The 13,776-nt window shown below is 43.1% G+C and carries 10 protein-coding genes; 1 reads left to right on the forward strand and 9 read right to left on the reverse strand.

What is annotated here, in order from left to right; all coding sequences use genetic code 11:
- Window positions 1-106: 106 nt before the first annotated feature.
- From BSR11_RS14975 to clcA, 4 genes are all read right to left on the reverse strand, one after another.
- Complete coding sequence (locus BSR11_RS14975; protein WP_072671128.1) at window positions 107-2,869, reverse strand: EAL domain-containing protein; 2,763 nt, start codon at window positions 2,867-2,869, stop codon at window positions 107-109.
- A 73-nt stretch (window positions 2,870-2,942) separates the two neighbouring features.
- Entirely contained in the window at window positions 2,943-3,893 is a 951-nt protein-coding gene (locus tag BSR11_RS14980; protein WP_072671129.1) for a tripartite tricarboxylate transporter substrate binding protein, read from the reverse strand.
- A 146-nt stretch (window positions 3,894-4,039) separates the two neighbouring features.
- Window positions 4,040-4,996: a TDT family transporter gene (locus BSR11_RS14985; RefSeq protein WP_072671130.1), complete on the reverse strand. Its 957-nt coding sequence runs from the start codon at window positions 4,994-4,996 to the stop codon at window positions 4,040-4,042.
- A gap of 120 nt (window positions 4,997-5,116) precedes the next feature.
- A complete protein-coding gene (gene clcA, locus BSR11_RS14990) occupies window positions 5,117-6,511 on the reverse strand; it encodes a H(+)/Cl(-) exchange transporter ClcA (protein ID WP_072671131.1) in 1,395 nt (464 codons plus the stop codon).
- Between the two features lie 473 nt (window positions 6,512-6,984).
- Between clcA and BSR11_RS14995 the strand changes: the two genes are divergently transcribed.
- Entirely contained in the window at window positions 6,985-7,968 is a 984-nt protein-coding gene (locus BSR11_RS14995; RefSeq protein WP_072671132.1) for a CobW family GTP-binding protein, read from the forward strand.
- Between the two features lie 65 nt (window positions 7,969-8,033).
- On the opposite strand, the gene BSR11_RS15000 is transcribed toward BSR11_RS14995, so the two are convergent.
- The 5 genes from BSR11_RS15000 to BSR11_RS15020 are packed head-to-tail and all read right to left on the reverse strand — an operon-like array spanning window position 8,034 to window position 13,624.
- Window positions 8,034-8,744, reverse strand: coding sequence for an ABC transporter ATP-binding protein (locus BSR11_RS15000; RefSeq protein WP_072671133.1), 711 nt, complete (start codon window positions 8,742-8,744; stop codon window positions 8,034-8,036).
- A complete protein-coding gene (locus tag BSR11_RS15005) occupies window positions 8,737-10,017 on the reverse strand; it encodes an ABC transporter permease (RefSeq protein WP_072671134.1) in 1,281 nt (426 codons plus the stop codon). The genes BSR11_RS15000 and BSR11_RS15005 overlap by 8 nt, the downstream gene beginning before the upstream one ends.
- A gap of 1 nt (window position 10,018) precedes the next feature.
- The gene (locus BSR11_RS15010; protein ID WP_072671135.1) at window positions 10,019-11,236 is read right to left on the reverse strand and encodes an ABC transporter permease; all 1,218 of its coding nucleotides are present in this window, start codon (window positions 11,234-11,236) and stop codon (window positions 10,019-10,021) included.
- A complete protein-coding gene (locus BSR11_RS15015; protein WP_072671136.1) occupies window positions 11,236-12,507 on the reverse strand; it encodes a TolC family protein in 1,272 nt (423 codons plus the stop codon). Before BSR11_RS15015 ends, BSR11_RS15010 begins: the two co-directional genes overlap by 1 nt.
- Window positions 12,497-13,624 carry an efflux RND transporter periplasmic adaptor subunit gene (locus tag BSR11_RS15020; protein WP_072671137.1) on the reverse strand — a complete coding sequence of 376 codons (1,128 nt, stop codon included), beginning with the start codon at window positions 13,622-13,624 and terminating at the stop codon, window positions 12,497-12,499. The genes BSR11_RS15015 and BSR11_RS15020 overlap by 11 nt, the downstream gene beginning before the upstream one ends.
- Between the last annotated feature and the right edge of the window lie 152 nt (window positions 13,625-13,776).

The raw sequence follows: 13,776 nt of genomic DNA on the forward strand, positions 1-13,776 counted from the left end.
TTTATCATCACCGTTTTATTTACAAAGCAGTCCTTAGATTATTGTTGAAACTCATTGCATTTTCGTCGTAATGAAGAGTGTCTTTATCATACAAGTCTATTGTGACTTATTTCATTTCGCCTATTGCTGTGGTCGTAGCGTCGGGATAATTAAATGGAAAAGCTTCGATAGGAACGGGGCGAGAGAATAGATAGCCTTGGAAGTCTAAGCAGCCATAACTGGCGAGAGCGAGTCTTTGCTCTTGTGTTTCGACCCCTTCAGCAATAACTGATAAATTCATACTTTTCGCTAGTGAAACAATGGTACGAGCAATATCTGCATCATGAGTATTAGTTAATAAATCTCGCACAAAAGATTTATCTATTTTAAGTTGATCTAAAGGCAATCGTTTTAAGTAGTTGAGTGATGAGTAGCCGGTTCCAAAATCATCGAGGGAAAAGCTGACACCGTGCTTTTTCAGTTGCGACATTTTTGTGATGGTATCTTCAAGATCTTGATGAAGCATACTTTCTGTTAGTTCAAGTTTAAGACGATGGGGGTTTGTTCCATAACGTTTCAATGCATCTAGAACCTGTTGGACAAAACCAGTTTGATGAAATTGCTTGGCACTAATATTAATGGCTAAAACTAATGGTTCACTTAAGGGTGAGTTTTGCCATACAGCCAGTACTTGGCAAGCTTGATCCAATACCCATTCACCTAAGGGAAGAATTAATCCAGTTTCTTCAGCAATAGGAATAAACTCCATTGGTGAAATCGTTCCTTGCTTAGGATGTTGCCAGCGAATGAGGGCTTCAGCGCCAGTAAGCGTACCATCATGGGTGACTTGTGGCTGATAATACAAAGTAAATTCATTACGAGTTAAAGCATGGCGAATATCATTGGCCATCGCAGCATGCTCTAACACTTTGGCTTGCATTTCTGGATTAAAGAATCGATGCGTATTACGCCCCGCTCCTTTGGCTTGATACATGGCCAAGTCGGCGTGTTTGAGTAATTCATCAATGCCTTTATTCTCTCCGAGAAACAGAGTAACACCAATACTTAATGTGCTAAAATGTTCAATGTTATCAATGTAATAAGGTTTAGATAGTGTATCTAAGATCTTATTGCACAATGAGTCGGCGCGTTGAGATGCAATGTCTGAATTGGTATCCAATTGTTCAAGAATAATGACAAATTCATCACCACCGATTCGAGCTACGGTATCTGTTCTACGTACACAATCAAGCAATCGTTGGCTGACTAAGGTTAAAAATTTATCCCCAGTATCATGGCCGCGAGTATCATTCAGAGTTTTAAAATCATCTAAGTCTAAATATAAAATTGCACCATATTGTCTACTTCTTTGGCTATTGAGTCTGGCGGATTCTAAACGCTCCATTAATAACTGACGATTAGGTAAGCCAGTTAATTGGTCGTAGAAAGCCAATTGCTTTATTTTACTTTCGGCAGCGTTGCGTTGGGTAATATCAATTAACGTGATAACATAATTAATAATCTCATTATCGTTATCACTCATCACGGCGGTGATCATCGTCCATTGTAGATATTCTTCACCATTTTTTCGCTTATTTAATATTTCACCCTGCCATGAACCTTGGGTTTGTAATTGTAGTTCAAGATTGTCATAAAACTCTTGATTATGACGACCCGAACGAATGACTTTAATATGGTGACCTAGTACATCCTTCGCTTGATAACCAGTGATGTCAGTAAATGCTTGGTTAACTCTGAGGATATATTTTTTCTCATCGGTTACCACCATACCTTCGGCGGATTCAAATACGGTCGCAGCAATTTTTAGATTCTCTACCATATGCTGCATGGCCTCTCCGACTTGATTGTATTCATAGACCCCAGTAGGAGAGAATCGTACTCTTAGGCCCTGTTGAACGCCTTGGATATAGTTAGTCAATTGGCTTATCGCTCGACTATGACTCAAATGTAAAAGCCAAGCGGCAAAGGTCAGTAATAGTAAAAATCCGCCAGATAATAAGACGAAAGTTTGCCAATAATGTTCAGAAACAGAACGAAATCGTTGCTTATCAATCCCCATTTTTAAGCTTAAGGGATAGACTTTATTTTGAATGTTCAGAGGCGAATTTAATAGATATAGATTTTCGTAGACACGCATTTGTGATGAAGCTGCCTCTTCACTCGAACGTGTTGGAAGCGCGATACTTGGACTATATTGAATGAGTCTTGCCTGCTGATAATGAATAGACAGAGCATCTAAATCGGCCCGTTCAGCGAGCGTCTGGATAAAGCTACGGTTTTGTCCAATCGCCAAACCAATAAACATATAACCGCGTAATTGGATACTCGCTGGGTCAAAAATTGGAGTCGCTTTGAGTAAAGCAGTTAAATTTGGACTGTGTACTAATGTCCATTCACTCGTATAGTGTAATGGGGAGCGTAGGGAGGTTAATATCGGTGTAATATTGTATAAAGGAAGTCCCGCATCCATCAAAACGGTACCTGAAGAGTCGGTTAAAAAGAAGATATCAAGGTTGGCCCCTAATGCTGAATCTTGAAACATATAGATCATATCCTCAGCAATATTATTAAACTCAAAACTTTCACCAGTTAATGAGGTGAACACTTGATTAGACGCCGTCGTGTGTAAATAAACCTCTAATAAGTCTAGGCGATTTTCTATCAAACTTTGTACAGTTCTTTGTCGCTGTTCTAAACTGTTTTTAATTTCTGAATGTAAACTGATTTCTGCTGTACGGATTGAATAAAACATCGAAACGAGCAGAGCAAACAGACTCAGAAAACCAAAAAGCAAAGTAATTCGGGTAGTGAATTTGAGTTCCCACCTGTTTCTTTTGTTTTTTTTTCCTATCTCTGAGCTCGGTGACATTAATGTGTCTCTCCTCGAATCTTATTATTCTATGATTCTGATTAGTGTATTTCAATCAGTGTTATAAAAATGTTCATCGAGACTCTGAAATTAATTGCTTATATTCTTTTACTTGGGCGTTGAATAATTCAATTAATGCTGGTTCATCCATAAATATAATGGGCATTTTTATTGTCTCTTCTGTGACTTGTTTAAATCGAGCGTCTTGAATCGCTGATTGCAGCGCTTTACTTAAAATGTCAACTTGGTCGTCAGGGGTATTCGCTGGCACGGCAATCACACGGATCGCATGCATACTGACGTCATAACCCAGTTCTCTTAAATTGGGTACCTCTGGATAATGAACCAGTCTCTCATCGGCTAAACTTGCCAGCACACGCATCAGTCCTGAGTCAGTATAAGCGCTGTGTGTACCGCCACTAAAGGCAAGGTCGGCATCCCCAGAAAGAATTAATGGCGCCATACCCGCCCCTCCGGTGGTGGGCATAACACGTAATATAATACCCTCCCGTCGCATGATTCGATTGATTACGAATCGATCTTGAATATTTTGCGACGCATAAACTAAGCCGGGATTAGCTTTGGCATAAGTAATAAACTCAGCCCACGTAGCAAATGGAGTATTGGGGCCGGTGACTAAAGCAATTTGATCCAGAGTAATGCCTGCTACATATCGAAAACTGGTGAGTTGGTAAGAAGCCGGTGTCGCTAACGGTGCAAATGTATAAGGCAGAGAAAGACCAAATTGAAAGGTGTAGCCCTGATCGCGGCTATTGGCCAACATTGCAGCAGCAGAAGCACCGCCCGCGCCAGGGTGATAAATGATATTCACTGGTTGGCCGAGTTTTTCGGAAAGTACTTTCGCAAGGACTTGGCCTTGAATATCCGTACTTCCTCCAGGATTAAAACCGATCAACATAGTCAGTGGCTGACTAGGAAAATTAGATTGAGTGAACGCAGGTAGTGTGAATACCGATAGCAATAATAACCATAATAACTGAGTTAATCGTTTGGTTTGTCTCATTATCATGCTACCTATCTGGTTGAATTATTCTAAGTTTAGGAGTGGTTTATGGTTCTGTCTATGGCAAGCGATGATGATAAATAACCAATGACTCACCCAGTCGGCTAATTTTGCTGTATGGCATGCTAACGTTGTTTGGTGATGGTTTAACTTACTCTATCTAATGAGGAAGGCCAATACATTTTCCAGTACCCGCAAATAACCCAAGCGACCAACCCCGTCGCGACAAGCAGTTCAAATAAACCAAATAAATGTAACCAATACCAGTGTGGATAAGACTCTGAAAAATAATCGGTTAAACGGTGCATAGCAATAGCGCTGATCACCGAAGGAAAGGTAAGTGCCGCAATGGATGGTTGAAAGGCTAAGCGCAATAGTCTGAAATAACAGAGATAAATTAACAGGGTCATGGTAATAGCGATTCCTGCTAAGGCTCCCGTGAGGATGGGGTCGGGAGTTGCAAAATTGACCAGATAGGTGGCGAGAGTGAGGTTAATGGGTGCAGCCATAATCGCTAAGGTTGGCCGCGCGCGTCTGGGCAGCATGCCTTCAAAGACTAAGCGATAGAGCACGACGGGTAACATCACAAAATAGATAGCAATACAGAGACTAACCAGCGTTTCAGAGAAAACAGTATGACCAAACTGTGTCCCAGCAAGAGAGCTGCTGATCAGCCCTACTGGATAGAGAAACCAACTGGGGACAATATTGGATATTTTAAAATTCAGCAGTTGAAAACGGAAAAATAGCACCATCATGGTGATGTGTAGCAATAGAGCGAGAGCCCAGATCGGATAGGCAACAGATGGAGAAATGACCGCTAAATAATCACATAAAATCAGCAACGCCATACTCATCGGAGCCATTAAACTGCCATGTAAAGGATGGCGGAGATCATTAATAAATGAAGAATAACTAGTGAGATATTTAGCTAAAACGGGCAGTAATAATAAACTACCAAACAGCGCAAAATAAGGATGGAAAAGAGAGCCCCAAGTGGGTGAGTAAAGTGTCCATGCTTGGCCTAAGCCGATAACGCCCAAGGCTAGAGCGGCTTGCGAAGCCGGTACGCTTTGTACGTGTAGTAATCTTTTCCAGTGCAATGTTCACTCCATTGAAACGCATAACCAACCATAAAAACAGCGGCGATTCTAGCAAGTTTATGCGTTACATGGGTAATCAATCACGGGATAAGAGTCACAAAATGATCACATTTGCCGATATTAGCTTTTGGGCAGCTCTTGTTGGCGCAGTTTTTCTTTTTTTATCGTTCTATGTAGAAGTTGACTATAAATAGGTTTACCACCTAAAAGCTGAGCAAAAATGACTGCACCGAGACTGGTAATGATCAAAGGTAAGATTAAATAATAATTATTAGTCATTTCAATCACTAATAAAATACCAGTGATCGGTGCTCTAACCGTAGCAGCAAACAGTGCTCCCATGCCTGCGATTGCAAACATTCCGGGTTCGATATTGAGTTCTGGAAACCAGCTTTGAACGATTAAACCAAAGGCGTAGCCAAACAGTGTCCCTAATGCCAACATGGGAGCAAAAATGCCACCGGGAGCGCCAGAGCCAAAGCAGAGTAGGGTGGTTATGATTCTCCCTAAAAATAATAACAGTAATACGCCAGTGGTATATTCTCCCATAGCCACTGAAGGGATTAAGCTAATTCCTCCTCCGGTTAGGTCTGGGATATAGAGGAGAGTTAACCCAAAGCAACCGCCAAGTAATGACCCTGTGAGTAGATAACGATGGCGGATATTATGATGAAGGCGTATAAAAGCGTCTTGACTAAGGGTGATCAGCCGATTGAACGCGACTCCAAAAAGGCCAAATAATGCGCCAAGCAATAGGAAAAAACCGAGTGCAGAAAGTTCAGGGGCCGAATATTGCGGCAAAGTGATGACCGCTTGTTGGCCATTAATGACTCGGTACACAATATTGGCTGACACGGCTGCAATGATCACACTACGTACGGAAATGAAACTGTAGCGAAATTGTGGGCGCATTTCTTCCAAAACAAACATAATACCCGCAAGAGGGGCATTAAACGCAGCGGCAAGACCGCCAGCAGCGCCAGCGGCAAGCAAAGAGTGTCGAGTATCATCGTTTTTTACTCGAAAAACATCAGATACCATTCGACCAACGGCACCGCCCATTTGTACGGTTGGACCTTCTCTTCCCAAAACCATACCTGAGCCAAGCGCGCCCATACCGCCGATAAATTTAACCGGTAAAACGCGCCACCAGCGAACTGGGCGAATGTTATCCATTGCCCCTTCAATTTCTGGTATACCAGAGCCTGCGGCTTCAGGTGCGAATCGATGAACGAGGTAGTAGCCGATTAAGGCTAGACCTGCACTGATCAAAAAAGCGGCTAACCAAAGCGGAACTTGCGAAGTAATCGAACCCACTAACCATTCGGTGCGAGACTCTGATACGAAATGCACGGCAAGTTCGAAATAAGTAGCGATCAGGCCTGCTAATATTCCGACTATCATCGATAAAAATAGGATGGGTAATGAAAGCTTATCGTTGGCAAGAAATTGGCTAAAGTTATCTTTAGGTATTTTATGGAGCAATCGATGAGAGAATTTCTCGCGGATAAGCATGTATACAATAGCCTTATAATGTGTGACAAAATGTAAATTATACTTGGCGAATCTTTTAACTATAGTTTTAAAAATGAAATATTGAATTGGAAAAATAGCTCTTGTGTTATAGGTAATAATGATTTTTGGGATAAGATCGCAAAGTCGTATTTAAACTCAAAAATAGCTAAGAAAAAAATGGTGTTTTTCTAAAAATGAGCGATAGTTAAGGCGTAAGGCAAACAGAGTATTTCAACAGGAGGAAACGCAAGCCTTACCTACAATTTGGATGGATTCAACCTACAATTCAGATAGCCTCGATTATGATCAGGTTGCAACTATAGCCTTCCTGATTCGCACAACTCACGATTGAGTTCCGAGGATTAAGGCGCGCTCATACAGTGCGCCTTTTACTATTCAAGCGCTTGTCTTCGGCTCGTTTCAGTCTACACCTCTTTGTTTTTTGTATATACTCCGCGAAAAGGAGTACCACGATGACAAAAAAAGTCCCGACTAATATTATTACTGGCTTTCTTGGCGTAGGTAAAACGACCACGATTTTAAACTTATTGAAGCATAAACCGGCGGATGAAAAGTGGGCGGTGTTGGTGAATGAGTTTGGTGAAATTGGTATTGATGGCGCGATGATGTCTGAACAAGGGGCATTCATTAAAGAAGTCCCGGGTGGGTGTATGTGCTGTACGGCGGGTGTACCTATGTCAGTGGGGATTAATACCCTATTAAGACAGAAGCCCGATCGTTTATTGATCGAACCGACAGGCTTAGGGCACCCCAAGCAAGTTATCGCCACTTTAACTTCTGCCCAATATCAGCCTTATGTTGACCTCAAAGCGACCATTGCATTAGTTGATCCGTGTCATTTAAGTAATGATAAATATTTGACGAATCAAAATTTTAATGATCAATTAGCCAGTGCTGATGTGATTGTTGCCAATAAAGTTGATCAAGCAACGCCAACAGATATTGAGATTTTCCAGACTTGGTTCGCCAGACAGCAACCAGCGAAAGCGGCTTATCAGTTAGTCAGTCAGGGCAATTTACCGCTCTCGATGCTTGATATAGAACGTAGTGCGGAAAGTGCATCAAGCCATATCGAAGCTCATCACCATCATCATGCGCAATTAGAGCCACAGTTTGCTTTAGCACCGGGACAAGCATTCCTACGTAAAGAAAATCGTGGTCAAGGCTACTACAGTTGTGGCTGGCTATTCGGTGCGGAGTATCTATTTGATTTTGATGAGTTATTTTCAATGCTTAGTGCCCTAACCTCTGAACGAGTGAAAGGGGTGCTGAATACGAGTAAAGGTTGTTATGCTTTTAATGCCAATAACGGGGTGTTATCGGTTAACGAGTTAACCCTACAAGGCTTTGAATCTCGTTTAGAAGTCATTGATTCACAATTGATGCCGTGGGATCAATTGGAGTCAATTTTATTGACCTTAGCCAACATCAAATGATGATTGATTCAGAAAGATAAGAAGACCGTTTCTCAGCCTTCTTATCTTCTCTCTAAAGGGGGAGTTTAAGCGTCATTCGCTTTGATCGCAGGCTTATCCGATAACACTTTACCATCCTTAATAGTAATGATCCGCCGAGTGCGCTGCGCCAGTGCCACATCATGAGTGACAATAATCAGCGTTCGTCCCGCTTGATGGAGCTGATTGAACAAGGCTTCGATTTCAGCGCCTGATGTTGAATCCAGCGCTCCTGTTGGTTCATCGGCCAAAATGATTTGTGGGTCATTAACCAGTGCTCGAGCAATAGCCACTCGCTGTTTTTGACCGCCAGAAAGTTGATTGGGTTTATGATAGAGGCGATCACCCAAACCAACACTCTCTAATAAATACTCTGCCCGTTGACGCCTTTCTTTCAACTTTGTTCCGCTATATACCAGTGGCAGAGCGACATTATCAATCGCATTTGCATAATCGAGTAAATTAAAGCTTTGAAAAACAAAACCAATTTTTTGATTTCTTATCTTGGCTAATTGGTGATTGCTTAACGATGATACTGGTTTGTCTTCGAGTATATAGTTACCACTGGTGGGGGTGTCCAAACAGCCAAGAACATTCATTAAGGTCGATTTGCCTGAGCCAGATGGACCAAGAATAGCAAGGTATTCCCCTTTATTGATATTCAGTGAGACATTATCCAGCGCTTTGACGTGTTCTTCACCACTTCGATAATGCTTACAGATATTGGAGAGTTGCACGAGAGGAGATTGATCATTCACTTTGTAATGCCTCTAATGGAGTGATATTTGCTGCGCGATTAGCTGGAAACCAAGCCGCAATGACGCCGATGATAATTAATGCTGCCATAACCAAAAGCAGAATTGGCCATGATAGTTCTGGTTGAGGTTTACCCAACTGATCATAAAGAAAGTTACCTTGTAGTGGTAATTGTTGAATGAGACGGATCAGTGCGTAGCTAAAACTCAATCCAACGATTCCCCCCATAGCCATCGTTAGGATGGATTGCACTAAATAATGCAGACGAATATTGGTGCTGGTAGCGCCAACCGCCATTCTGACACCGATATCTCGCGTAGCGCGTTTGACGGTTGCATACATTACATTGGCAATCCCAATCCCTGCAACGCTTAAAGTCACAAGACCAATCACCCCTAAAAAGCTTTGCAGACCGAGTAAAAAGCGTTGCATGGTTTTTTGTCGGAGTAGCATGTCTTGGGTTTGAATTAACTGCTCATCACTGGGATCGGCAGAATATTTTCTGGCTAACACTTGTTTAATCACTTGAGCTAATTGTTCGCGATCAGCTTGTGCTGTGGGTTTGACATTAATCGCCGTAATCGCTTGATTGGGATAAAAACGTTGCCAAGTACTTAAAGGAACAAATAACGAATAATCAATGGGTAAGCCATCTTCTACTAGTGAGCTATTGGTTTTAATGACCCCAATTACTGTGAAATCTTCATCACCGACCTTAACGATTTTACCGACGGGATTGATGGTTAACACGGGCGATTGCAGGAAATCCTCATCGCTGTCTTGATTAAACAACTGACTTGCAGTGGTATAACCCAACACGATGACTTTACGCTGTTGCTGGTTATCTAATTGATTAAACCAGCGACCGCCGGGCATCATTTCTATCCCTGTCAATTGAGCATAATCAGGACTAACGGCATAGGGCGTTCGCCAACTGCTGTTTTCTTGGTAACTGACGGTTTTCTCCCACACAGCACTGACTTCTGCTTGTTGTACATTGGGCAATGCACGGATTACATCGACATCTTGAGCTTGTAAAGTCACGGCTTGACCACTAAAGAATCGCCCACTATTGATAGTGGCGTAGCCGGGAGTGATGTAAATCAGTTGACCATTACCGCTTTGCGAGGCGCGGGTTAACCCTTGTTTTAGCCCTTCGCCGCTGGCTAACATGATGCTAATGCACAAGGTCCCCCAAGCGACGGCAAGTATCGTGAGCAAAAGACGCTGTTTTTCTGCCAGCATTTCTTGAACAATTTGTCTGATTGGCAGCATGCTATCCTCTCGCACTTAAAGCTAACACTGGCGTTAAATGGGCGGCACGGCGCGCTGGAAAATAAGCGGCACATAACGCGAGGCAAGTGGTTATCAAGAGCGAACCAATGATCGATGCGCTGGTGATGATCGGCGTACCTAGCCATTCAGGCAAACCCAATTGATTGAGCGTTGCAATGGTTAAATACGAGAGGCCAATACCAAATGTACAGCCAAGAGCAACCAATAACGTGCCTTCGAGTATAAATTGCCAGAGGATAGTGTTTGGGGTTGCCCCGACCGCCAGTCTCACACCTATTTCTCGCGTTCGTTCTGTCACCGATAAAAACATAATATTCGCCACGCCTAACGCGCCAACGGCAAGTGTTATCATGCCACTCGCACCTAAAAACAGTTGAATACCGCGAAATAGCGCATTGATAAATTGAGCACCACTACTGAAGTCTGGTAAATAAACCGCTTCGCTATCTGTCGGATCATAGTGTTGCTGCTTGGCAAAAAACGTTTGTATGGTGTGACGTAAAGCCAGTCCTGGGATATCTGCTTTAGGTTTTACCAATAAAGAATAGGGTTTACTTTGCCATAAATCGGTAAAGGTAGTGCTAGGGATCATCAATTGATTACTTTCATTATTTAATGATACACCGCCTTCTTTTTGCTCAGTGATACCAATAATAAAAAAGGGTACGCCATTGACCTTAACGCTATCGCCGAGCGCCAATTGACCGACTTGGGCTAATTGCCAACCGATGATCGCTACTCTCGCATGATTGAGTACATCATTAGGGGTTATCGCACGCGACGCCGGACGTAAGGTTAGACTTTGTAAAGCAAAATAATGCTGATCAACCCCAGCGACATAACCTGGTAGTGAGCGCCCTTGAGCGTTGGTGACGTTGGCATCCCATTTTCCGTACATCACCGATAGTTGCTCTATCGCTGATTGTCTGGCTAACGCGTGCATTTGCTCCTCGGAGATCCGGATAGGTCGTTTCGCCGGTAGCCCTTGCCATGGTTTAGTCGTTTGACTAGGAAAAGCCATCTGAGTATCACTCATCAGTAACGCAAAGGATTGAGTATTCACTCGATAAAACCCTTCACCTAAAGCGACTAAAACCAGTACCGACAGCATTCCCCAGACAATGGCAATAATGGCTAATGTGCTGCGCAAGCGGTGTGCCAACAAAGTTTGGGCAACTTGTAAAAATAGGCTGTTCATTACTGCAGTGCTCGTGCGATTAACGCGATACTTTCATCATCTAATTTGCCAACGGTTTTTAGCAAGGCAATGCGATGACGCCAGTAGTCGTATAAACGAGTTTGTAAGGTATGTTTACTATTAAACAGTGCATTATGAGCAGTGATAACCTCAGAAGCTTCGGTCATCCCGGCGTTATACACCGCTTGCTTACTTTCTAACGCGGTTTGTCGCGCCAACACTTGTTGCTGGGCAATTTCAATCCGTTGCCATTCCAATTGCAGTTGATGAAAGCGAGTTTGAATTTCTTGTTGAATATCAATCTCAACTTTTCTCACCGCTTGCTTGTTGTTTAAGATAGTGAGTTGAGCGCGATCCACACTAGAACGTGTCGCCCCATTTAAATCGATAGGCACGCTGAGCGTCAGCCCTGCATTCAAATCACCATCACGACCTTGATCAGTACTTTGATAGGACACGCTACCTGATAACGTCGGGTAATATTTGGCTTTAGCGGCGTCATGCGCAAATTGAGCCGCAGTTAACTCTTGTATGCTGGCTAACAAGGTCGGACTGTTGTCTTTGGCAAGCTTAATCCATTGTTGTTCAGTCGCAAAAGGCAAAGTGGGTTGCTCTGATACCTGCGTATTGATTTCATTGATTTTATCAACTGGCTGATTAATGAGCGCCGTTAACGCATATTGTTTGCTAGCAAGAGCCGATTGTGCGGCGAGTAAAGCAGCTTGCTCATCAACATGATTGGCGCGCATATCTTCTAACTCTGTGGCGCGAATTTTACCGGCCAGATAGCGCTGCTCAGTGATCTGCAGTAATTGTCCACCTTCATGCCATTTTTCTTGAGCAAGATTCAAATCGCCTTGAGCGCTTGCCACATCAAGATAAGCGGTCAGTAAACGGGCAGCAAGGTTATTGTATTCCGCTTTTGCCCGCAGTTGCGTAGCGACATAGTGAGCTTGAGACTGATCAAGCGCAGACCAAGCAGAGCTATCCCAAAGGGTTTGACTTAATGTGGCGCCATAACCTCTTTGGTTGTCACCATCTTGGTTCCAACTGGTTTGCGCCGTGATATTCAGCGATGGGCGTAATACGCTAGTGGCTGTGGCGACGTCAGTTTGACTAATTTGCGATTGGATTTGTGCCTGCATGTAGGTTGGATCAGCGGTTTTTGCCGCTTGCCAAGCTTGTTCTAACGTAATAGCAAAAGCGGGTTGACTGATCGCAAGTGCTAATAATCCATAACGGGTAAAATTGATCAAGGCATTAGTTGGCATAAGAATGACCCAGCATACTGTTATCAACAATGGTTTGTTGGTTTTCAAGTCCAGATATAATTTGCACATTGATGCCATCGGATAACCCTAATGTTACTGGCTGTGCGGTGAATCCATGTTCTGAATCATCAGCAATTAATACTTCGGCTTGATTACCTTGAAAACGTAATGCACGTTCGGGGATCGTCACGACATCGTCGACTTTCTCTAAGATGATATGAGCGGTGGCTGAAAAACCGGAGCGAAGGGTAATTGTATCAGGAAAGCTCAGTTGGCTAATCTCGACTTCAAAACCATTATCAAACCCTGTGCTATTGGCCGAGCTAGGGTTATTAAGCTTTTCCGATTGCACGGCGACTTTACTTAATACGCCATCGATATTAATGGTTGGAAAGGGTGCAAGTACGACCGTAACTGGCATACCAACGGCTAATTGCGCGGCATCGTGTTCGCTGACACTGCCTTTAAAAATCATGTTGTTCATATCGGCGATGGTCATCAATTCGGTCGCAGCTTGGCTGGAGGCGGTAGAGATGATTGGCTCACCCACTTCAACTTTTAAATTTAAAATAGTGCCATCAATGGGAGCGGTTAGGGTTGAAGTTAATTTTGCGTCGCCAATCGAGGCTTCACCGCTACGAATTAATTCCAAGTTTTGACGTTTTTGCACCACATCAGCTAATTTTGACTTCAGATCCGCTTGAGCTTGGACATAGTCGCCGTAGTTTTTAGGAATAATATTTTGTTGTACCAGCCGTTCTAAATTGGCAACGTTTTGTTTTGCTGATTCTAAGCTGGCTTCACTTTGCATTAACATGGTGGTTGCTTCGGTGAGTGCTTGCGGAGTTGGGTTAGGGTTAATTTTAATTAATGGCGTACCTGCAGTAACGTGTTCACCGACCTGGTGGAAAACCTCGCCAACGATACCTTCAATTTGCGATTTGACGGAAACCGAGTGAGCAGGAACGATTTTTCCTACCGCGACGGCTTGTTTTTCAATTTGACCTAATTGTGCCGTGAGGGTTGGCAGTGAAGCTTTGGGCTGAGAAAAATGTGAGTTAACCCAATAACCACTGCCGATTAATACGATGCCGACTGCAATCCAGCGTTTTTTCATGTTAGGTTCCGTAAGTGAGATAAGATCATGAACGTATGATGGTAAATTGATGATTAGGTTCCGCAGATAATCATCAGACAGTGCTTTGTGAAAGCTATCTGTGGGTCTTAATTCGCCAGATAGCCTAACTGACCATAACCTCGTTTGTCACT

The sequence above is a fragment of the Vibrio injensis genome, assembly GCF_001895205.1.
Classification (GTDB): domain Bacteria; phylum Pseudomonadota; class Gammaproteobacteria; order Enterobacterales; family Vibrionaceae; genus Vibrio; species Vibrio injensis.